Source organism: Ectobacillus sp. JY-23 (genome assembly GCF_023022965.1).
GTDB lineage: Bacteria > Bacillota > Bacilli > Bacillales > Bacillaceae_G > Ectobacillus.
In genome coordinates, this window is record NZ_CP095462.1 from 3511924 (window position 1) to 3532754 (window position 20831).

The 20831-nt window shown below is 47.2% G+C and carries 21 protein-coding genes; 15 read left to right on the forward strand and 6 right to left on the reverse strand.

Annotation, left to right across the window (positions count from 1 at the left end; all coding sequences use genetic code 11):
• Positions 1-15 precede the first annotated feature (15 nt).
• From MUG87_RS17665 to MUG87_RS17720, 12 genes are all read left to right on the forward strand, one after another.
• Positions 16-888 carry a carbohydrate ABC transporter permease gene (locus MUG87_RS17665; RefSeq protein WP_247083936.1) on the forward strand — a complete coding sequence of 291 codons (873 nt, stop codon included), beginning with the start codon at positions 16-18 and terminating at the stop codon, positions 886-888.
• Between the two features lies 1 nt (position 889).
• Positions 890-1780 (forward strand): carbohydrate ABC transporter permease, encoded by an 891-nt coding sequence (locus tag MUG87_RS17670; protein ID WP_247083938.1) that lies wholly within the window; start codon positions 890-892, stop codon positions 1778-1780.
• Between the two features lie 12 nt (positions 1781-1792).
• On the forward strand, positions 1793-2410 hold the full coding sequence (locus tag MUG87_RS17675; protein WP_247083940.1) for a YesL family protein: 618 nt from the start codon (positions 1793-1795) through the stop codon (positions 2408-2410).
• Between the two features lie 27 nt (positions 2411-2437).
• Positions 2438-3319 (forward strand): ROK family protein, encoded by an 882-nt coding sequence (locus MUG87_RS17680; protein WP_247083941.1) that lies wholly within the window; start codon positions 2438-2440, stop codon positions 3317-3319.
• Positions 3320-3331: 12 nt separating this feature from the next.
• Positions 3332-4282, forward strand: coding sequence for a mannose-6-phosphate isomerase, class I (gene manA, locus MUG87_RS17685; RefSeq protein ID WP_247087768.1), 951 nt, complete (start codon positions 3332-3334; stop codon positions 4280-4282).
• Positions 4283-4322: 40 nt separating this feature from the next.
• The gene (locus tag MUG87_RS17690) at positions 4323-5708 is read left to right on the forward strand and encodes a glycoside hydrolase family 1 protein (protein WP_247087770.1); all 1386 of its coding nucleotides are present in this window, start codon (positions 4323-4325) and stop codon (positions 5706-5708) included.
• Between the two features lie 108 nt (positions 5709-5816).
• The gene (locus tag MUG87_RS17695) at positions 5817-6713 is read left to right on the forward strand and encodes an ROK family protein (protein WP_247083942.1); all 897 of its coding nucleotides are present in this window, start codon (positions 5817-5819) and stop codon (positions 6711-6713) included.
• 45 nt (positions 6714-6758) lie between these two features.
• Positions 6759-8114, forward strand: a complete 1356-nt coding sequence (locus MUG87_RS17700) for an MATE family efflux transporter (RefSeq protein WP_281503705.1) — start codon at positions 6759-6761, stop codon at positions 8112-8114.
• Positions 8095-9291 carry an AGE family epimerase/isomerase gene (locus MUG87_RS17705; RefSeq protein ID WP_247083944.1) on the forward strand — a complete coding sequence of 399 codons (1197 nt, stop codon included), beginning with the start codon at positions 8095-8097 and terminating at the stop codon, positions 9289-9291. Before MUG87_RS17700 ends, MUG87_RS17705 begins: the two co-directional genes overlap by 20 nt.
• Positions 9281-10246, forward strand: a complete 966-nt coding sequence (locus MUG87_RS17710) for an acetylxylan esterase (protein ID WP_247083945.1) — start codon at positions 9281-9283, stop codon at positions 10244-10246. The genes MUG87_RS17705 and MUG87_RS17710 overlap by 11 nt, the downstream gene beginning before the upstream one ends.
• A gap of 85 nt (positions 10247-10331) precedes the next feature.
• Positions 10332-11366, forward strand: coding sequence for a lactonase family protein (locus MUG87_RS17715; protein WP_247083946.1), 1035 nt, complete (start codon positions 10332-10334; stop codon positions 11364-11366).
• A gap of 216 nt (positions 11367-11582) precedes the next feature.
• Positions 11583-11759 carry a hypothetical protein gene (locus MUG87_RS17720; protein ID WP_247083947.1) on the forward strand — a complete coding sequence of 59 codons (177 nt, stop codon included), beginning with the start codon at positions 11583-11585 and terminating at the stop codon, positions 11757-11759.
• A gap of 14 nt (positions 11760-11773) precedes the next feature.
• Here the strand turns inward: MUG87_RS17720 and MUG87_RS17725 are convergent, their stop codons facing one another.
• From MUG87_RS17725 to MUG87_RS17750, 6 genes are all read right to left on the reverse strand, one after another.
• On the reverse strand, positions 11774-13081 hold the full coding sequence (locus tag MUG87_RS17725; protein WP_247087772.1) for an ATP-binding protein: 1308 nt from the start codon (positions 13079-13081) through the stop codon (positions 11774-11776).
• Positions 13082-13414: 333 nt separating this feature from the next.
• A complete protein-coding gene (locus tag MUG87_RS17730; protein WP_247083948.1) occupies positions 13415-15409 on the reverse strand; it encodes a WG repeat-containing protein in 1995 nt (664 codons plus the stop codon).
• 73 nt (positions 15410-15482) lie between these two features.
• The gene (locus tag MUG87_RS17735; protein WP_247083949.1) at positions 15483-17042 is read right to left on the reverse strand and encodes a glycoside hydrolase family 10-like protein; all 1560 of its coding nucleotides are present in this window, start codon (positions 17040-17042) and stop codon (positions 15483-15485) included.
• 159 nt (positions 17043-17201) lie between these two features.
• Positions 17202-17840 carry a YczE/YyaS/YitT family protein gene (locus MUG87_RS17740; RefSeq protein ID WP_247083950.1) on the reverse strand — a complete coding sequence of 213 codons (639 nt, stop codon included), beginning with the start codon at positions 17838-17840 and terminating at the stop codon, positions 17202-17204.
• Positions 17837-18082, reverse strand: coding sequence for a cytoplasmic protein (locus MUG87_RS17745; RefSeq protein WP_247083951.1), 246 nt, complete (start codon positions 18080-18082; stop codon positions 17837-17839). The genes MUG87_RS17740 and MUG87_RS17745 overlap by 4 nt, the downstream gene beginning before the upstream one ends.
• Before the next feature lie 142 nt (positions 18083-18224).
• The gene (locus tag MUG87_RS17750; RefSeq protein WP_247083952.1) at positions 18225-19067 is read right to left on the reverse strand and encodes an alpha/beta fold hydrolase; all 843 of its coding nucleotides are present in this window, start codon (positions 19065-19067) and stop codon (positions 18225-18227) included.
• 180 nt (positions 19068-19247) lie between these two features.
• Between MUG87_RS17750 and MUG87_RS17755 the strand changes: the two genes are divergently transcribed.
• Genes MUG87_RS17755 through MUG87_RS17765 form a run of 3 tightly spaced genes read left to right on the forward strand, consistent with a single transcriptional unit; the run spans position 19248 to position 20829 of the window.
• A complete protein-coding gene (locus tag MUG87_RS17755) occupies positions 19248-19613 on the forward strand; it encodes a VOC family protein (protein WP_247083953.1) in 366 nt (121 codons plus the stop codon).
• Positions 19610-20146 carry a histidine phosphatase family protein gene (locus MUG87_RS17760; protein ID WP_247083954.1) on the forward strand — a complete coding sequence of 179 codons (537 nt, stop codon included), beginning with the start codon at positions 19610-19612 and terminating at the stop codon, positions 20144-20146. Before MUG87_RS17755 ends, MUG87_RS17760 begins: the two co-directional genes overlap by 4 nt.
• The gene (locus tag MUG87_RS17765; RefSeq protein ID WP_247083955.1) at positions 20143-20829 is read left to right on the forward strand and encodes a Type 1 glutamine amidotransferase-like domain-containing protein; all 687 of its coding nucleotides are present in this window, start codon (positions 20143-20145) and stop codon (positions 20827-20829) included. The genes MUG87_RS17760 and MUG87_RS17765 overlap by 4 nt, the downstream gene beginning before the upstream one ends.
• Positions 20830-20831: the final 2 nt, after the last annotated feature.

The window sequence follows — 20831 nt, forward strand, 5'->3', positions numbered from 1 at the left end:
AAGGGGGCTGGCCATATGTCGAAACTCAGCTATAAAGCACAGCGATATATCATTTTGTTTTCGTTCTTATTGATACCTTTGACCTTGCTGGTCACATTCACGTACTATCCCGCCACACAGCTCTTTTACTACAGCTTCACCTCTTGGGACGGCTTAAGTCCGGAGAAAAATTGGGTAGGACTCGGAAATTATAAGGAAATCTTCAGCAGCTCCGATATGTTTAAGGTGTTCGGCACGAGCATCTATTATTTCATAGGCGGATTGGTTCAATTGGCATTGGCCTTGTATTTCGCAGTCATCCTCAATTCGAAGGTACGTGGGAAAAACTTTTTCAAAGCGACGCTGTTTCTCCCTTTCATCATGAACAGCGTGGCGATCGCGTTAATTTTTACCGTGTTTTTTGATCCGAAAGGAACGCTGAACAGCTTTTTGACACTGTTGGGTTTGGAGTACTGGAAGCAAAGCTGGCTTGGAAATCCGGATTTAATCAACTATTCCTTGGCGTTTACGTCCATTTGGCGATACATGGGCTTGAACTTGATTATCTTCTTCGGTGTTCTGCAATCGATTCCGCAGGATGTATATGAGGCGGCAAAAATTGACGGCGCTTCAGAGTGGCAGCAATTCCGGTATATCACGCTGCCGAGTATCCGCCGTATTTTAGAGCTCAACATGATTTTGACCATTTCAGGGGCCATTTCCGTGTTCGAAATACCGTTCATCATGACAAAGGGTGCAAATGGCAGCATGACGTTTGTCATTCAAACCGTCGACACTGCGTTCCGGTTTAGCAATATCGGCCTTGCTTCTGCGATGGCAATTGTGTTGCTGGCTGTGGTCGTAGTGGTCATTTCCCTGCAAAGAATTTTGCTGAAGGAGCGTGACTGATATGCAAACCGTGAAAACGAATCTCAAGGCGCGTGCCGACGTGCAGCCAGCGTTGCCGGACCGCCGCGTATCGGCGCTGCTTTGGAAAATTATGAAATATCTATCCCTGGTGGCAGGAGCGTTCACCGTGTTGCTTCCGCTCATTGTGATCGTGTTCTCCGCCTTTAAAACAAAGGAAGAATATAACTTGACGAGCCGCCTTGCGCTCCCGGAAAGCTTTCTGCATCTCGATAACTTTGTGAGAGTGTTTGAAGCCGGAGGATTAGGTATCGCCTTTAAAAATACGATTACCATCATTGGGTTGGCCGTCATTGGTAACGTCATTATCGGAACGATGGTCGCCTATGCGCTGAGTCGCTTTGATTTCAAGCTGAAAAAGCTCATTTTGGGCGCATATTTGGTTGCTACGTTAATTCCTTTGGTAACCACGCAGGTATCTACTTTTGGAATTGTAAGCAACTTGGGATTGGTTAATACCATTTGGGCACCGATTCTCCTGTATTTGGGAGCGGATGTAGTGATGATTTATATTTACATTCAATTCATCGACACGATTCCAATGGAGCTTGATGAAGCAGCGATGCTTGAGGGTGCGTCGTATTTTAAAATCTATCGTTCTATCATTTTCCCGATGCTCGCGCCAGCAACCGCAACAGTTGTTATTATCAAAACAATTAATATTTATAACGACTTTTATATTCCGTTTTTGTATATGCCAGGTGAGGACATGGGGGTTGTATCAACGGTTGCCTATAAATTCATGGGGCCGCTCGGAGCGGAATGGAATGTGATTTGCGCAGGCGTTCTTATCGTCCTCATTCCGACGATTGTGCTGTTTTTGTTCCTGCAAAAGCATATTTATGAGGGCATCTCCAATGGTGCCGTGAAGTAAGGAGGAGAAAGGATGCCACAGAATAAAGGTACGCTTTGGCTGTATACCGCTTCCTTGTGGATTGCGAGATTGGCATGTTTGAACATCTTGTTTTTACTCTTTACTCTTCTCGGCTTCGGGCTGTTCGGTGTCTTTCCAGCTCTGTTCGCGATGATATCGGTGCTGCGGCAATGGCTGCGCGGCGAGGAGACACGGCCTGTCCGCATGTTTTGGCGGACATATAGGCGTTCTTTTCTGTATGCAAACCGGTTGGGTGCTTGTTTGTTAGTGTGCGCTGCCATTCTCCTATCCGATCTGTATGTGCTTTGGCACATGAAGGGCACTTTTTCACAGCTAGCATTCTTTGTGCTGCTGTATGTCGGCTGTGTCCTTCTCATCGCCTCGTTTTATATGCTGTGCTTGGGCGGAGGTACTTGGAAAGTGAAAGAGCTGGGTAAGCAAGGCTTGCTGCGGGTGTTTTACAAGCCAGTGTCCAGCATCGCGATTTTGGCGACGCTGCTGCTGTGCGGGTGGGTAAGCCTACATATGCAAATTCTGCTTTTCTTTTTCACCTTTAGCGTGACCTGTCTTGCTTGCCTTTTGCTCAGCGGAACGGACGAGGAGGTAAAGGCTAGGTTACAAGTTTTTTAGAAGCATAGGGAAGCAGGAGGTATTGATATGCTATTTGGGGGAATCGAAGCCGGCGGCACAAAGTTTGTTTGTGCGGTCGGCGATCAAAACGGAAACATCATACAAAAAGTGCGGATTCCCACGACTGTGCCTGAGGAAACGATGGGCCGGGTGATGGACTTTTTCAAAGCGTTCGAGCTTGTGGCCATTGGCGTAGGTTCGTTCGGACCAATTGATGTAGATCGGGGCAGTGCGACATACGGCTGCATCACGACAACACCGAAAGTGGCATGGCGCCAGTATCCGATTGTGCGTACGCTGCAGGAAGCCTTTCACATTCCTGTCGGTTTTCATACCGATGTCAACGCCGCGGCGCTCGGAGAAGCGACGTACGGTGCGGCAAAGGGATTGGATAGCTGCTTGTACGTAACAATTGGTACAGGAATCGGTGCGGGAGCAATTGTTGGAGGGAAGTTACTAGAAGGCTTATCTCATCCTGAAATGGGTCATACCGTTGTGCGGCGTCACCCTGAGGATTTATATCGAGGAAGGTGTCCGTATCATGCGGATTGTCTAGAGGGTCTTGCGGCGGGACCGGCGCTGAAGGAGCGCTGGGGTGCAGAGGGCGCTGCTTTAGCGGACCGCAGCGAGGTTTGGGAAATGGAAGGCTACTATATTGCACAGGCGCTGCTGCAATACATTTTAATTCTTTCTCCGAAACGAATCGTTCTTGGCGGCGGCGTGATGGGACAAAAGCAGCTGTTTCCGCACATTTTTAAGCATGTGGAAGCGTTGCTGAGCGGGTACGTGAAGCTTCCGGCGTTGGAGTCGTATATCGTGCCCCCTGCTCTGGAGGATCCAGGTGTGATCGGTTCATTGTTAATCGCCGAGCAGGCATATAAGAAGGAGTATACAAGCATAGTTTCATAGGAGTTTGGAGGGATTGAGTTGCAACCGCTTTTTTTTACACCAGTATTCAAAGAAAGAATTTGGGGCGGAACAGCGCTTCAGAGGGAGTTTCAGTATGATATTCCTTCTGAAAGAACGGGGGAGTGCTGGGCGATTTCAGCACATCCAAATGGCTCCTCTCGCGTCGCCAACGGCATATACGCCGGTAAAACATTAGCGCAGCTGTGGGACGAGAACCCGGAGCTGTTCGGAAATCCGGTACATCCTGTATTTCCGCTATTGACGAAGATTTTGGATGCGAACATGGACCTTTCTGTACAGGTGCATCCCGACGATGTGTATGCGAATGTCCATGAAAATGGCGAACTTGGCAAAACGGAATGCTGGTACATCATTGACTGTAAGGAAAACGCTGAAATGATATTCGGTCATCATGCACAAACGAAGGAAGAATTGGCAGCTGCGATTGACCATGGTGATTGGGACGGCTTGCTGCGGCGGGTGCCGATTAAGCCTGGCGACTTTTTTTATGTCCCAAGCGGCACGATTCATGCACTCTGTGAGGGAACGCTCGTGCTAGAAACGCAGCAAAGCTCAGATACGACCTATCGGGTGTACGACTATGATCGGACGGACACAGATGGCAATAAGCGGGAGCTACATTTGGACAAAGCGATTGAGGTGACCACGGTGCCTCATCGTGCCGAAGGTGGCCAAGTCTTTGTGGAAACAAGAGAAGCTGTGGTTGTCACAGCGTTTGTTCAATCAGATTTCTTTTCCGTTTATAAATGGGAAGTGAGTGGTAGGGCAGGATTTTCGTGCAAGGATCGGTACTTGCTCGCTAGCGTCATTCAAGGGGAAGGAAATATGACCTATGGCGATGAAGTCTATGTGCTGCAAAAGGGAGCACATTTCTTGCTGCCGGTGGGATTCAGGGATTTTGAAATTGAAGGGCGCTGTGAAATCATCGTCTCCCATCCTTGATGAGAGGCTGCGCCAAAATAAAACAAAGAGGTGGATTAACATGGTGAAATACGCATTTCCAAAGGATTTTTGGTGGGGAACGGCTTCTTCAGCTCCGCAAACGGAGGGAGCGGCAAGTGAGGGTGGAAAAGGTAAAAGCATTTGGGACCATTGGTATGAGCAAGAGCCGAATCGGTTCCACGATGGTGTGGGACCAGAGCGCACGTCAAACTTTTATCACACATATGAAGAGGATTTAGAATTGATGCAACGTCTTGGTCACAATTCCTTCCGCTTCTCCATTTCCTGGTCACGTCTTATTCCAGACGGAAGGGGAGAGGTGAATTCCGAAGCTGTGGCGTTTTATAACAAGGTAATTGATAAGATGATTGCTTGCGGTATCGAGCCGTTCATGAACCTGTTTCATTTTGATATGCCTTACGAGATGCAAAGCATCGGCGGTTGGGAAAACAGAGAGGTTGTGGATGCCTATGTGCGTTTCGCGGCGACATGTTTTTCATTGTTCGGCGATCGCGTGAAAAAATGGTTCACACACAATGAGCCAATCGTGCCGGTCGAGGGCGGTTATTTATATGATTTTCATTATCCGAACGTGGTGGATTTTCAACGTGCGGTGCAGGTCGCGTATCATACGATGCTCTCGAGCGCACTGGCAATCAAAGCCTATAGAGACAGCGGGCAAGACGGAAAAATCGGCATCATTTTGAATTTGACACCATCTTATCCTAGAAGCCAAAACCCTGCCGATTTGCAGGCGTCTCGCATCGCGGATGCCATTTTCAACCGTTCGTTCTTAGATCCTTCTGTAAAAGGCGAGTTTCCTGGGGAGCTGGTTGAGATTTTAAAGGAGCGTGGCTTGCTCCCGCAGATGGAGGCAGGCGATTTGGACATCATTCGCGAAAATACGGTAGATTTACTTGGCGTGAACTACTATCAGCCACGCCGCGTGAAGGCCAAAGAAAGTATGCCGCATCCAGATGCACCGTTTATGCCTGAGCACCTGTTCGATAACTACGTGATGCCGGGCCGCAAAATGAACGTCTACCGTGGATGGGAGATTTATGAAAAGGGTATTTATGATATTTTAATGAACGTGAAAGAAAATTACGGAAACATCGAATGCTTTATCTCCGAAAACGGCATGGGTGTCGAGGGAGAAGAACGCTTTATGCAGGACGGTATGATTCAGGATGATTATCGCATCGAGTTCATCGCCGACCATTTGAAATGGCTGCATAAAGCGCTCGAAGAAGGCAGCAACGTGAAGGGGTACCATCTATGGACGTTCATGGACAACTGGTCCTGGACGAATGCTTACAAGAACCGCTACGGCTTCGTTTCCATCGACCTGCAGAACAACTGCAAGCGCACCGTGAAAAAGAGCGGTCTTTGGTTTAAGGAAGTCACGAAGAACGGCGGCTTTTGATGAATAAAACCAAGGAAAAATGACCTCTTTGCAGGTCATTTTTCATAAAGAAAGCAGCGGCAAGCTTCAGCACCTGAACAGGCACTTGTCCTATAAGGAGGAACGGTTATGGAAACATTTGTGGTATTCGATATTGGCGGCACGGCAATTAAGCATGCTTTGATGACAAAGGAAGGAAACATCTTGGAGGAAGGTAGCGTACCTACGCCAGGACAGGGAAACGGCGAGACGATACCGCTTCTTGCTTCTATCATCGAGGCATATAAGGAGAAATCGCCGGTATCCGGCATCGCCATGAGCGTACCCGGCGCAATCGAGGTGAAAAGCGGCTATGTCTATTTTATGGGCGCAGTTACGGATTTACAGCATATCAACATCAAACATGTTTTAGAAGAACGAACTGGCTTGCCGGTCGAAGCCGATAATGACGTGAACTGCGTCGCGCTTGCGGAAAAATGGAAGGGCAACGCCCAAGATTGTGAAAACTTCGTTTGCGTCACGGTTGGAACGGGTATTGGCGGCGGTATCTTCATCAATGGCGACTTATATCGGGGCAAGCACTCCATGGCCGGTGAATTTGGCTTGATGACGCTGCACGCGGAAGGAGAGCTTGCGCAGCTGGTGCAAACTCACTCCTTCAGTCAAAGTGCATCTACACGTTCCTTGATTGACAATGTTGCAAATAAATACCCGGACGCGGACGGTAAGCGCGTATTTGAGCTGGCGGCGCAGGGGGACGAGGCGGCGCTTGCAGCAATTGACAAGTTCTATACGTTTTTGGCCATTGGTTTGCATAATATCGTGTACAGCCTGGCACCTGAAAAGATTTTGCTGGGCGGGGCAATCAGCGCCAGAGAGGATTTTGCTTCACGCATTCGGATGAATATGAAGGAGATACGACCAGAAACCGCCGAGCTGACAGAGATTGATGTTTGCCAGTTTCGGAACCAAGCCGGCAAAATTGGGGCACTGTATCATTTTCTAAAGATGCGGCAGCTTTTGTGAGGAAGAAGCATGGAAAAGGGAGATCATAACAGTTTTTATCACATGATGCTGGCGTTTGTTATTCCTGTCACAATTCAGTCCCTGATCACCTCCAGTCTGAACATGGTGGATTCGGTGATGGTGGGACAGCTGGGAGAAAGCAGCATCGCGGCTGTGGGTATTGCCAATAAATATACCACAATTCTAATTATCATGTTACAGGGCTTTGGAAGCGGAGCTGCGATCTTTACAGCGCAATATTGGGGGAAAAAGGACATGACGGGTATTAAGCATATCCTGCTGCTCACCTTCGGAATCATGTCGCTTTTTTCTCTTCTTTTTATGGGAACGACACTTGTATTCTCTCATGAATGGATCGCACTGTTTTCAAATGATCCTGCAGTAATCAAGCAAGGAGCCAGCTTTATACAGATTTTGTCGTACAGCTATTTTTTTACGGCGGCCACCATTCTATTTTCAGGTGTCCTCGCCTCGGTCGGGCAGGTCAAAGTCCCGATGTACGGGAGCGTGTTCGCCTTGTTGCTAAATACAGTGCTGAACTATTTGCTCATTGGCGGAAACCTAGGTCTACCGGCGCTTGGCGTGGAAGGAGCGGCTATTGCAACCGTTGTTTCTAGATTTGTGCAGTGTACTGTGCTGTTTTGGCTCGTATGGCATCAGCAATTGTTTTCCATAAAACGATCTATGTTCAAGGCTTCTTGGAGAGGACCGCTCAAAAGGGATTTCTTTCGGATTGCCACGCCCTCCATTTTGAATCATATTACCTGGACATTAGGAGATGTGACGTATTTTTGGATATATGCGAGTATGGGGACAGACGAGACGGCGGCCGTTTCACTAGTAGATCCTTTGATTTTCATTTTCATTGCGCTTTTTTCAGGCATCAGCCAGGCCGCGGCAACTATCATTGGCAACAGCATCGGCGCAGGAGAGGAACGAAGTGCACAAGCGTATGCCAGACGCTTCTTGTCCATCACAACCAAAATGGCAATCTTGTCTTCTGTTGGGATTGTGATTTTGTCATCTGTTTTCATCGATATATATAGGGTATCACCTGCCGTGGCCACATACGCAAAAGATGTTTTGTTCGTGTATGCCATCATCTTCGTGGCCAAAATGCTCAACATGGTGAACAATATCGGCATTTTGAGAGCAGGAGGAGACACGAGGTTTGTGTTTTACGTGGATACAATTGGCGTGTGGGCCTTGGGATTGCCGCTGGCCGCTGTCGGCGCGTATTTGCAGCTTCCGATTTATGCAGTTTACGGACTTGCAAACGTTCATGAATGTGCCCGGGCAATTTTCGGCGTAAAACGGACGCTGTCGGGGAAATGGATTCGCAATGTGATGGTAGATACAAATGCGAGGGGAGGTGCTTGGCATGAAAGAGATGTTCGATGAAGTCGCGTACGAGCTGGAGCACCATATTCTGCCCTTTTGGATGAAACTGAAGGATGAAAAAAACGGTGGGTTTTACGGACGCGTCAATCACGAGCTGCGCGTTGACCATTTTGCTGATAAAGGCGGCGTGGCGACCGCAAGATATCTTTGGGCGTTTTCGGCGGCATATCGCGTCACGAAGCGGGATGTGTACCTTTCCTGCGCCCGTCATGCGTATTTGTTGTTGACAGAGCGGCTGTATGACCAGGAAGCGGGCGGCTTGTATTGGATGCTTGATTATAAAGGAAATGTAAAGGATGCGACAAAGCATGTGTATGTACAAGCTTTCGGCATGTATGCACTCAGTGAATACGCGAGGGCGACAGGACAGCAGGAGGCGCTTGAACGGGCCAAGGCATTGTTTCGGCTCGTGGAGGAGCGGGCGTACCAAGCGGAAAGGAACGCATATGCGGAACAGTTCACAAGAGATTGGCAGGCGCTTCCTAATGATAAGCTTGGGGGCACTTGTTCAGCTCCCATCACCACGAACACGATTCTGCATGTGCTGGAGGCCTATACGAACCTGTACCGAGTGTGGCCGTCTGCAGAACTGCGCGATAAATTGCTGCTTCTGCTTCGCGTGTTTCATGAACGGATTTATGATGCAGATTCAAAACGAATGCACGCTTTTTTTGATGAGAATTGGAATAGTCTTGTGGATGTACATTCGTACGGTCATGATATTGAGGCGAGCTGGCTGATTGATGATGCTTTGAAGGAGCTTGGGCTAAGGGAGAGCGAGTGCGGTGTAATGGTGCAGCATATCGCTTCTTGTATTGCAGATTGCGCGGTGTTGGCTGACGGCTCCTTGGCGAACGAACGTGTAGGGAAGGATTTGGATACGACGCGTGTTTGGTGGGTACAGGCAGAAGCGCTGGTCGGCTTTTTCAACGCGTACGAACGCACGAGGGATAAGCGTTTTTTACAGCTGGTAGAAAGGCTTTGGACGTATGTGAAGGTGTATATGAGCGATACACGCAAGAATGGGGAATGGCACTGGGCTGTTGATGAACAAGGCATCGCCATGAAGCTCGATGTTTCGAATGATTGGAAGGTGCTGTACCATAATTCAAGATGCTGTCTAGAGCTGCTGGAACGGCTGCGGATCGGGGAAGGAGCGGAGGGTAATGAAATTTGATATGAAGCTTGCGGACTTATGGGCGTATAAAGGAACAAATTCAAAGCCGGCGGATTTTGACGCATTTTGGGAGAAGGGCTTGCGCGATGTGGAGGAAAGAGGGAAAGATTATGAGCTTGTGCCGGCAGCATTTCCATCTCAAGTCGCGGATTGCTATCATCTGTATTTCACAGGTGTTGGCGGTGCGCGTGTGCATTGTCAGCTAGTGAAGCCGAAGCGGAAACAGGGAAAAGGACCGGGACTCTTATTCTTTCATGGCTATCATTGCGACAGCGGAGATTGGGTCGGAAAGCTGGCGTACGCGGCGGAGGGGTTTACTATTTTGGCGATGGATTGCCGAGGACAGGGGGGATTGTCCGAGGACAATCTGCAGGTGAAGGGTCCCACGCTGAAGGGACATATCATCCGCGGCATCGACGATCCGGATCCCGAGCGCTTTTATTATCGCAATGTATTTTTGGATACGGTGCAGGCGGCGCGGATTTTATGTGCGATGGAAGAGGTGGACGCGGAGCGGATCGGTGTGTACGGTGCATCCCAAGGCGGCGCGCTCGCCATCGCGTGTGCGGCGCTGGAGCCGAGAATTAAACGAGCGGCGGCTGTATATCCGTTTTTATCGGATTATAAACGAGTGTGGGAGTTGGATATCCGTAATTCCGCCTATGAAGAAATACATTATTATTTCAGGTTTTTCGATCCAACACATGAGCGGGAGGCTGCGTTTTTTAATAGGCTTGGCTATATTGACATCCAGCACTTAGCAGACAGAATTCAAGCGGACGTGCTGTGGGCAACGGCGCTAGAGGATGCGATTTGTCCGCCTTCCACGCAGTTTGCGGCTTATAATAAAATACAATCCTCCAAGGAGATGGTCATTTTCCCTGAATACGGTCATGAGCATTTGCCTACGTTTGCGGACCGCGTATACGCTTTTTTCGGAAGCTTGGTGAAATGAATTTATATGTATGAGGGGGTAAAAGTATAAACATGATTGAAGTTCAGGTATAATGGAGACAAACCATTTGAGAGGAGCAGCATGGATGAGCAACTTTACAGGCTATATCGGCACCTATACAAAAGGTGACAGCAAGGGTATTTATTCCTTCACGCTTGACACAGAAGCGCAGCAAATTCGTGACGTACAATTAGCGGCGGAGCTTGATAATCCTACATACGTAACAGTGAGTAAGGACAACCGTTACTTGTATGCGGTTGTAAAAGAGGGAGACAAGGGCGGAGCTGCCGCATACCGTATCGAGGGCGGACGTCTAGAGGCTTTAGGCACGCAGGTAACAGAAGGCGCATCACCCTGTCATGTGAGTGTGGACAGCGAAAAGCGCACAGTCGTGACGGCGAATTATCATAAAGGAACGATTGAGTCTTATCAGGTGAATGAAGACGGTAGCTTGCGTTCCGTTTTATCGGTGATGGAGCATAGCGGTTCTGGTCCAAATGAGGAAAGACAAGAAAAGCCGCATGCGCACTATGCAGGATTTACACCTGATGAAACGTATGTAATCGGGGTAGATTTAGGAACAGATGAAGTCATTACATATGAGGTAAAGGATAGCAAGCTTACAAGGGTACATACGTTAAAGGTCAAGGCGGGAAGCGGACCGCGTCATATCGCATTCCATCCAAATGGCAAGCTTGCGTATGTGATGACGGAGCTGAGCTCTGAAGTCATCGTATTGTCCTATCAAGAGGGCGTATTCCAAGAAATGCAGTACATTTCCACGATTCCAGGCGATTTTACAGAAAACAACCAGGGCAGCGCCATTCATGTGTCAAGTGACGGACGTTTTGTGTACGCAGGCAACCGCGGCCATAACAGCATCGCCGTGTTTCAAACACAAGAAACAGGTGAGCTTGCGTTTGTGGCGCACACGCATACGGAAGGTGACTGGCCGCGTGATTTTATGTTCGATCCGACAGAACAGTTTCTGGTCGCTTCCAACCAAGAATCCGGCAGCTTAACGTTGTTCGCAAGAGATGCGGAAGCAGGAACACTTACGCTGCTGCAAAAAGATGTAGCTGTACCATATCCAGTTTGTGTGAAGTTTTTGCATGGATGAATAAGCGAAGGCTGTTCCACATGAGGGAACAGCCTTATTTTATGCCTATACGGTGTTAGGCAGCTGAAAAGCAACAATGAACTTTTATATATAGATGTAAATACGGGTTGTAATGAACTTTTCATATGGCTGTAACGTGATCTGAAACTTCCTTCGTTATAATAGCGCTAGCAGGAGCACCTGCATGGATCAGCGATTATGAAAAGAGGTTACAATATGCCATTTCGATATATTTGTCCGCATTGTCAAGGCAGTGGGACACAGTACAAGCTGCGCTTGCTTTCGTTTATGACTTGCAAGGTGTGTAAAGGTGAGGGACATGTTGTGGTGTCCATCAACGAGCCGGTGCAAAGCGTACCTGTTAAGACGGAAGAAGAAGTGAATGAGGAATAAAAGAGACCGTCAGCTTATAGTGAGCTGACGGTTTCCTTGTTTGTTTTGGGCGAGACATTGTGTGCTTTATTGCAAAGTGGTACTGGCAGCGCAATTGTAAACGTAGTACCCGTTCCCAATTGACTTTCCACTTCTATGGTTCCTTTCATGGCTTCAATAATGCGATAAGAAACCATTAAGCCAAGACCCGTTCCCTTTTCCTTTGTGGAAAAGTAAGGCTCTCCTAAACGGGCGCGCTGTTCACTTGTTAAGCCGCATCCCGTGTCTTGAATATGAATGATTACTTTATTGCGTGTTTTTTTGGTTTGAATTCGCAATACACCGCCATTTGGCATCGACTCAATGGCATTTTTCACAATGTTCAATAGTACCTGCTGAACGTTTTGTACATTTCCTTTCACGCTGCATTCTTCGAGATGTTCGTGTATCAGGACGCTGTTTTCATAAGCGAATGGACGAAGCATATCAAGTATTCGTTGCATTTCTTGTTTTACATCAATGGTAGTTATATTTGCTGAAGTTGGTTTGGCAAACGTTAAGTAATCGCTAATAATTCCTTCCGCACGGTCCAGTTCAATCAGAGCTGTATCAATATAGCGTTTTTTTTCTTCTTCCGTTAAACCGTCCATTTTAAACAGCTGCAAAAACCCCTTCACAACTGTTAACGGATTTCGCACTTCGTGTGAAATGCTGGCTGCTAGCTGGCTGACAACTTCCATTTTTTCAAGACGTACCATCTTATTGCTGAAGCTCAAATGATTTCGCAGTGTTTCTACAATAGAGGCAATCATAAACATTCCTGCCGCAGGAAACAAAATAAAATTGATTACATAGCTCCACGTGATTTGGAAATTGTTTAAAAGCTGCGCTTGCATGGCTGCAACAGTAGCGAGAATGATGTACAGCAGTGTCGCCAATCGCACCCTTTGTTTACTTTTCATGCGTGCGAACGGTTTGACAAAGAAAAGTGTTAAGACAAACATGGTGATGTAGACGACAGTCGAAATCATGGTGTAGCCGTAAATCATTGTGCGAAATCCGATTAAGACCGCTAATAAGATGCCACCGATGGGCCAGCCGCCGTATAAAATACCAAGCATAAATGGAATTTGCCTCATATCATGTACACAGTTTGCAATTACATCGATAGGAGAGAGCATACATAGCACAATGGAAACAGCTGCAGCTATCAGTAACACAGGCTTTGCTCGGTGCAAAGGCACATATTTTTTCTCTATTAAGAAGAAAGCGAGAAAAATACTTAATAAAATATAAAAAAAGTTGTTAATTACATCTTGATTGAGTACAAGCATTACAGTCACCTTCAATCCATTTTATCCACCCCTCATTCTAACATAATTGTGAGGTGAACTATATGGGTACGATTTGGAAAAGTCATGTGAAAGCTACGTTTTGTTTATAAAAACAACATTTTTTTGTATATGGAAGAAGAACTGCAATACACACTTGGCAAGATGGTTGATGATGCGTCCGAACGGGTTTTAATGAAAGGCTGTTTTCGTAAACTTTGTTGCGATGTAACAAATAGTGGCGAGTAGTTGATTTCCGCTCGGGGTTGCTCGTTTTCCGCAGGAGTCTCGCGCCTTCCACTCCAACTAAACCTATCTAAAGACAACAATCGCTTAGAAAAGAGCCTAATGAAAAGAGCGCCAGAACGACCCCTCTTTATATAAAATTGCAGTCAGAGATGGAAACGAAATGGTGAACGTTGGAAAGCCAGCGGCATACGGACCAATCTCATATGGTGTGAAATACACATAGAGTGCCTGCTCATCTACATAAAATGGCTGATTGGGTGCAATTCCTTTATAGGTATCAGGAAATACATAGCTATATGTCGGGTCTGTTTGAATTTGCTTGGCGATGATATCGCTAATTGTTTTTACATAGTCGCTGTTTGGTAGAAACAAGTCCTTGAGCGCATACATCTCACCTGTTTCCGTGTTGATGTGAACGTATCGCATCGTTGACATACCGTGCGCTGCACCGTAATAAAATGTGTAGCCAGAAAGCCGAAGAATAAGCAAATTCGGTTTATAAAAGAACACCTCATAATCACCGCTGTAGCTGTATTCACCCGGCTCAGGTTGCTTAACCTGTGAGATGTCTCTTAGGATTTTATTTAACATAGCTTGCTGTGGTATGTCTTGGATTTGTGGATAGTACACGATATAGTCAGGGCGCGGCTTGTAGGTATGCTGCTGCACGGTAAGTGTGCCAAAAGAAATAGTCATGTTTTGTTGCCAAATCAGGCGATTGTCTCGGTAATAGGAAAGTCGGTCATCAATATGAGCACGGATGAGCGCGCCTTCCTGAGATAATGTACCGCGGCCGTTTAAAACGGGATGATGCACATGTCCATTTCGAGTAAGAAAAAAGGTGCGAGTTCGGTCGGATGCCGAGGCAAGACCGTTTTGAAAGGGTTCAATGGTTTCATAGATAAAGCTGCTGAAAAAGCGCCCATTTTGATCAGCAAGTGCGTACCGAGAGCCGAGAAAGGGTTGTGCCGGATCAAGCGCTTTGCCGACTGCAAAGCGTTTTTCACCGAGGGATAGAAGGCTTTCATAAACGGGTTGTATAACAAAGCGCCCCGTATGGTCAATTAGGCCGTATTGATTGGTAAAATCCTTGCCGGTATTTACGATGGCACGTCCTTTGGCAAATACCTGTGCGCCGGTATATTGCGGGGGAATGACTGTTTTTCCGTTCTCATCCATATATCCGTATAAGCCGCCGCTTTCAGCTGTGAACGCAAGTAAGCCGTCACCTAGCATACCGACGAATGCGTGGGGATAGGGCTGGATTTGCACACCGCTACGACCAAGGAGAGCATATGTATCATTTTGTAGCTGTACGACCGCTTTGTCACCGACAAAGTCGTCGGCACGTTTATAGAGCGCCTTTGTTAGTGCCTTCCCGCTCTCATCAAGATAACCATATGCATCTCCTATACCGTACACAGCTCGGCCTGATTTGTACATGCTGATATAGTCATATCCTTCAGAAAGTGTGTTTCCCTGTTCGTTAATCACGTAAAAGCGATTGTTTTGCGTGACAACCGCGCGTCCTTCTGTAAAGGACGGTGCCATATCATAGCGTGGGGGAACACGGTATTGACCTGTGGTGTCAATGAGTCCGTAGCGTCCTGTAGCCTCTACCGCTGCAAGTCCGTTCGTTTGAAACGGAAGCGCCTGTTCATACTGCGGCTTCAGCACCATTTGACCCGTATCGTTGATATAACCCCATTTGATTCCGGTTGCTGTAGACACCGGTGCTGGATGCAAATGTTCGGTTTGCCGACTTACATCCTGAAGACCTGACGGCGTCCAGTGATAGACAGATAATGAGCGTGCATCCTCCCAATGAATCATCAAATCGGTTCGGCTTGGTGTTGTGACGGGTGCCATGCCGAAGTGAGACAGGCGCGTGCCTTTGCCTTCTGTATGACTAAGCATATACCACATGCCGCGGTGCTGCTTCAGCAGTAAAATATAGCTTGTATGAAAATATCGATAGACGCAGGCTATTTCAGCCTGCCCGTCTCCATCTACATCGCCTGTCCCAACGGCGGGAAAGCCGTTGTACGTAAGCAAAACCGCATGTGGCGGTAAAAATGCTTGCATATGCATTCGATCCCCTCCTACTGTATTTTATGGCACAAGGAGCAGGAACAGAATCAAAAAAGAGGATGCAATGCATCCTCTATTTAATCGTAATTTCTCGTGTTTCTTTGCTTTCATTGTGAATGCGATCCACCGAAGTGATGACATACGTGTATGCTTTGTGCGGATCTGCTGTTTCGTCAACGAATACTTGCTCAGCGCCGGTTTTACGAACAGTAGTCAAAAGCTTTGTCGCATCTTCCGTGCTTCCTTTTTTCGTGCCATCAAAGCGATATACCGCATAATACGTTACGTCTTGATTGAGCTGATGGTCTTCGATGTTGAGGGCGATGCCTTCTTCTGTTCTCGCCGCATCACGAAGCTTCGGTGTTTTGGGTGCTTCGTTATCTAGCCAAGGCATGGCCGGAATTAACGCTTTCGGCTTATATAAGTCGTTCATTAATATATCTTTGATACCGAGCGGATTTTTGTTTAAATCTTTGAGACTGAAATGCATGCTGCCGTCAACTTCTGGATACGTACGGTTTAGCTTAATTTGATTTGGCATTTCTTGCGGGTTTGTCCACGCCGCGTTGTTAGCGTTGATCTTATAGTCGGCTTGTCCGATATATAAATCCACATTTTTACCGCGGACTTCCTTTGCCCACCAATCTAGTAAAATATCATAGGCAGCTGGCTCAAAGCCGATATTCCAATAGATTTGTGGTGTCATATAATCGATATAGCCTTTGTTAATCCACTCGCGTGTGTCAGCGAATAAATCATCATAGTTCGTTTGTCCGGCTGTTGTGTTAGAGCCAGTCGGGTCTTTGGCAATATTACGCCATACACCGAACGGGCTAATACCAAATTTTACATATGGTTTTTCCGCTTTAATGGTTTCGTTAATCTTTTTAACAAGGTTATTTACATTGTCGCGGCGCCAGTCATCTTTGTTCGCAAAACGGTCTGCCCCGTAGGTTTCGTATGTAGCCTGGTCTGGGAAATCAACGCCCGCGATTCGGTACGGGTAGAAGTAATCGTCCATATGCACCGCATCGATGTCATAATGCTTTACAACCTCCATAATCCCATCAATAATGAATTGTTGTGCTTCCGGAATACCTGGGTTGTAGTAAAGCTGTTGTCCGTATGTGACAACCCAGTCCGGGTGCTGACGCGCAGGGTGGGATTCCACAAGTGAGTTTAGATCGGTTGAGCCTGCACCGGGCATTGTAATGCGATACGGGTTGAACCAAGCGTGAAACTCAATATTGCGCTTGTGGGCTTCCTCGACCATAAATGCAAGCGGGTCATAGCCAGGGTCTTTTCCAGCGACACCTGTTAAGTATTTAGACCACGGGCCATATTGAGAAGGGTAAAATGCGTCTGCTGTCGGTTTGATTTGCATGACAATCGCGTTCATTCCCATAGCTTGTACATCATCTAGTAACTTTAAAAACTCAGTTTTTTGCTGCATCATCGACAGCCCCGGTTTAGAAGGCCAGTCAATGTTGACAACGGATGCAATCCATGCGGCGCGCATTTCATGCTTTACGATGGGTGTTTCTAATGGAATGGTCACACTGCTTGCTTGTGTGTTTGGCACACCGCCAAGTAACAAGGAAGCGGCTAACGCCAAGCCTAATCTTTTTTTCATATTCCTTCCCCCTTTATTCGAATCTTCTAAATATAACGCTTACATTTTAAGAATAACAAAGATAAAAAGAGAGTTCTAGTCATTTTTGAACTTAATTTCATAAATAATTATATTTTTATAGAAATATAATTTCAAAATAAACCAAACAGACGATGAATGTCAGCCTTGCACATTCATCGTCTGCTTGCTTTCTAGTATATGCATAAGGGTCCGCATTGCTTTTAATGCTAGCTGAAAAATCGGGCTTTGCACAAAGGTGTACAAAAAGGAAGCGATAAACACCGGTCCGCCCAGAAAAAAGCCGACAACAAGCACGGCGCTTTCCACAAGCATGCGCGCCCGGCTTACAGATAGTCCGGTTTTATCAGATAGAGAAAGCATGAACCCATCGCGTGGCCCCGCGCCGATTCCAGCTGCAACATACACCCCGCCGCCGATGCCTGTGATAGTGACACCCATCAGTAAAATACCAATGTTTAGGAGGAGTGAGTCGGTCGCCTGCGGCAGCCAGCCGGAGCGCAGAAAGAAGTCCATAATCGGCCCGATTAAGAGCGCATTCAAAAAGGTTCCGATATTAATATATTTTCGGTCAACGACAAATGAAATGATGAGAAGGATGAAGCCGCAAAGAACACTCCATGTACCGATTGTAAACCCGAATTTATCAAATAAAGCAACGTTTAATACGTCCCATGGATGCAGACCGAGAAACTGCACCTGAACCGCGGTGGCGCTACCAAGTCCAAAGCATGTTAAGCCAAAAAAGAATAAAAAGTAGCGAAAGAGCAGTAGCTTCATAGGTAAAAGAACACATCCTTCATTTGCTGCAGAAATTCCTTGGTCATTGGAGCACCGGCGCTTTCGCTGATGATTGCATCCATGCCGCAGTACGGACAGCATGCGGTATCATCAATCCATTCGTCAATAAGAGAGGGATGAAACAAGCGCAAGCAATGAAAACAACCGCATAAGCTGTCTTGTTCGAGTACGGTGCGATGGTTGCTGCTGTGTTGATGTAGGGTCCATAGGTAATCTTCCATGTTGTCCTCCTGTATGTGTGAAGTGGCCGGAATGCTGGTGCATTTGACCGGAATATTTGTAAAGTGGCCGGAATGCTACTGAGTTTGACCGGAATATTGCTGCATTTGATTAGATTATTGATAACTGCATTATCTTACCATCTCATTCGCTTTTTTGTAAATGTGAGCGAATGGCAGCGGCGACATCCTGCGGTGCTTCTGTTGGTACGAAATGTCCGATGCCAGGCAATAGGGTGATAGTCACTTGGTCGAAATAGTCTGCTAGTCGATCGCTCCAATCCGACCGCATAACCGGGTCAGCATCGCCCCACAGTACGGTCGTGCGGTGGGGAATGGTAACGGGTGCGGCTGTTGTGATGGCACTTGCTGTTTTTGCTGCGGCGCGCGCCTTATAGTAGGCGATGCTCGCTTCAAAGTGCCCTGGCTTGCTGTACATGTCGATAATGGTGTCGAGTTCGTCTGGCGTGATAGCAGCTTTTCCCGCCCAGTGCTCGTAGAAGTGGCTGAGATATAATCGCACATTTTCTTTTGAACTGCCGATGACAGCACCGGCCCAAGGCATGTTATGAAACTGCTGATACCAAAACTCATGCTGCACATCTTTGTCAAAGCGGCGAAGGCCAATACCTGGGTAAGGCGGGTTTAGCAAAATAAGTGAAGCAATGCGCTCTGGATACGTCTGCGCCAAGGTTTGCGCGATGGTAGACCCCATATCATGCGCGGCAACGATGACCTTTGACAGAGCAAGTTCATCCAAAAGGGCAATAATGTCCGCGGCGAGATGCTGCGGTGTGTAAGCTGTGCCCTGTGGCTTTGGTGACTGCCCAAAGCCTCTAAAATCAGGGGCAATCACATCGCAAAACGGAGCAAGTAGCGGCACGACGCGGCGCCAATCATAGGAAAAGCCAGGCCAGCCATGCAGGAGCAGTACAGGCTGACCTTGCCCTTCACGTATGTAATGCAGCTGTACAGATTGTAGATTCATAACAGGACCTCCTTTAGGTGGGGTAATTCCATTATATAACAATTGGAGGGAGTCGCCAGATTATTGCTCAAAGTTGCCAAATAAATAGCTGAACCAGACAAAATATTTACAGAATAGTCCAAATAGAATGTATGTGTCGTGTATAATAGACAGAAGAGTATGAAAAAGGGGTTGTATGAGATGAGTACGATTCAAACGATTGGACAAATTGCTGTACCTGTACAAAATCTAGAAAGAGCGATCGCTTTTTACCGCGATATTCTTCAGTTGCCACTGCTGTTTACGGCGAGTTCACTTGCTTTTTTTGATTGCGATGGTGTGCGCTTGCTGCTGAGCGAGCCAGAGCCAGAATTTACGGGCTGTAGTTCTGTTCTATATTTTAAGACGGCAAATATTCATAGAACATACGAAAGTTTGCAGGCACGCATGCAGTTTACTGACGAACCGCATGTCGTTGCGAAAATCGGCAATGTTGAAACGTGGATGGTGTTTTTCAAGGACACAGAGGGCAATACACATGCGTTTATGAGCGAGGTAACTGTATGATTTATATTGTGAGGCATGGGCAAACAGATTTCAATGTGGAGAGAAAAATGCAAGGAAAAAACGGATTGCCTTTGAACGAAACGGGTGTGGCACAGGCAGAAGCATTGCGGCAGGAGCTTCGTGAAATTCCGTTCCAGTACGTGTTTTCTTCACCGCAGGAGCGAGCTGTCCAAACGGCAGCGCTGATTACGGGCAAGACGGTGCAGACAGATCCGCGCTTAGATGTATTTGACTTAGGGGAAGCGGACGGTCTGCCGATTGATGAGGTCAAAAGGAAGGGTGCCATGTTTGATGCAGAGGCGTATCCAAGCATGGAAAAGCCGGAAGCATTCGCAAAGCGGATTTTCAGCTTTATGCGAGAAATCGAGGAAACATACGGACATGATGTGCCCATTTTGATTGCAGGTCATCGCTGCACGACCGGCTGTATGGGCGCTTATTTTCACGGCTTGCCAGAGGACGGCAATATTTTGCGTTTCTCATCTGACAACGGTCGTTATAAGGTATATGAATTTACGGGAGGAGCAAGATGAAGCAAATTATCGCACTTGGCGGCGGGGGCTTTTCGATGGAGCCGGACAATCCGCTTTTAGATCAATACATATTAGCACAGACAAATAAGCCGCAGCCGAAGATTTGTTTTATACCGACGGCGAGCGGTGACGCGGACTCGTATATCAAAAGGTTTTATGATTTTTTTGAAAAACAAGCATGCGTTCCTTCGCACATGTCTTTGTTTAAGCCGCATACAAGAGATGTGCGCGGATTTTTATTGTCGCAGGACATCATTTATGTAGGCGGTGGCAATACGAAAAATATGCTCGCCATCTGGCGCGAGTGGGGCCTTGATTCTATCTTACAAGAAGCGTGGGAGCAGGGCATCATTTTAGCCGGGATTAGCGCGGGCTCGATTTGCTGGTTTGAAGAGGGTGTGACCGATTCCTACGGCGACGGTCTAGAACCCTTGCGCTGCCTCGGCTTTTTAAAAGGAAGCAATTGTCCGCATTATGACGGTGAACCAGAGCGCCGACCGGCTTATCAAAAGCTGGTGGCAGCAGGGCAAATCAAAGGCGGCATTGCGGCGGATGATAGTGTAGCGCTGCATTACATAGGCGATGCATTACATCGTATTGTCAGCTCCCGTCCTGAGGCAGGTGCGTATCAATTGAAGGGAGCAGAAGAAATTTCTGTAGCTGCAACGTATTTAGGGCAATAAAA

Bases quoted from the DNA above. Each gene is read 5' to 3' on its own strand.
- MUG87_RS17695 (WP_247083942.1), top strand. From the start codon at position 5,817: ATGGAAACATTTGTGGTATTCGATATTGGCGGCACGGCAATTAAGCAT.
- MUG87_RS17705 (WP_247083944.1), top strand. From the start codon at position 8,095: ATGAAAGAGATGTTCGATGAAGTCGCGTACGAGCTGGAGCACCATATT.
- MUG87_RS17675 (WP_247083940.1), top strand. From the start codon at position 1,793: ATGCCACAGAATAAAGGTACGCTTTGGCTGTATACCGCTTCCTTGTGG.
- MUG87_RS17680 (WP_247083941.1), top strand. From the start codon at position 2,438: ATGCTATTTGGGGGAATCGAAGCCGGCGGCACAAAGTTTGTTTGTGCG.
- MUG87_RS17665 (WP_247083936.1), top strand. From the start codon at position 16: ATGTCGAAACTCAGCTATAAAGCACAGCGATATATCATTTTGTTTTCG.
- MUG87_RS17690 (WP_247087770.1), top strand. From the start codon at position 4,323: ATGGTGAAATACGCATTTCCAAAGGATTTTTGGTGGGGAACGGCTTCT.
- MUG87_RS17765 (WP_247083955.1), top strand. From the start codon at position 20,143: ATGAAGCAAATTATCGCACTTGGCGGCGGGGGCTTTTCGATGGAGCCG.
- MUG87_RS17715 (WP_247083946.1), top strand. From the start codon at position 10,332: ATGAGCAACTTTACAGGCTATATCGGCACCTATACAAAAGGTGACAGC.
- MUG87_RS17755 (WP_247083953.1), top strand. From the start codon at position 19,248: ATGAGTACGATTCAAACGATTGGACAAATTGCTGTACCTGTACAAAAT.
- MUG87_RS17720 (WP_247083947.1), top strand. From the start codon at position 11,583: ATGCCATTTCGATATATTTGTCCGCATTGTCAAGGCAGTGGGACACAG.
- MUG87_RS17710 (WP_247083945.1), top strand. From the start codon at position 9,281: ATGAAATTTGATATGAAGCTTGCGGACTTATGGGCGTATAAAGGAACA.
- MUG87_RS17735 (WP_247083949.1), bottom strand. From the start codon at position 17,042: ATGAAAAAAAGATTAGGCTTGGCGTTAGCCGCTTCCTTGTTACTTGGC.
- MUG87_RS17670 (WP_247083938.1), top strand. From the start codon at position 890: ATGCAAACCGTGAAAACGAATCTCAAGGCGCGTGCCGACGTGCAGCCA.
- MUG87_RS17730 (WP_247083948.1), bottom strand. From the start codon at position 15,409: ATGCATATGCAAGCATTTTTACCGCCACATGCGGTTTTGCTTACGTAC.
- MUG87_RS17745 (WP_247083951.1), bottom strand. From the start codon at position 18,082: ATGGAAGATTACCTATGGACCCTACATCAACACAGCAGCAACCATCGC.
- MUG87_RS17700 (WP_281503705.1), top strand. From the start codon at position 6,759: ATGCTGGCGTTTGTTATTCCTGTCACAATTCAGTCCCTGATCACCTCC.
- MUG87_RS17740 (WP_247083950.1), bottom strand. From the start codon at position 17,840: ATGAAGCTACTGCTCTTTCGCTACTTTTTATTCTTTTTTGGCTTAACA.
- MUG87_RS17760 (WP_247083954.1), top strand. From the start codon at position 19,610: ATGATTTATATTGTGAGGCATGGGCAAACAGATTTCAATGTGGAGAGA.
- MUG87_RS17750 (WP_247083952.1), bottom strand. From the start codon at position 19,067: ATGAATCTACAATCTGTACAGCTGCATTACATACGTGAAGGGCAAGGT.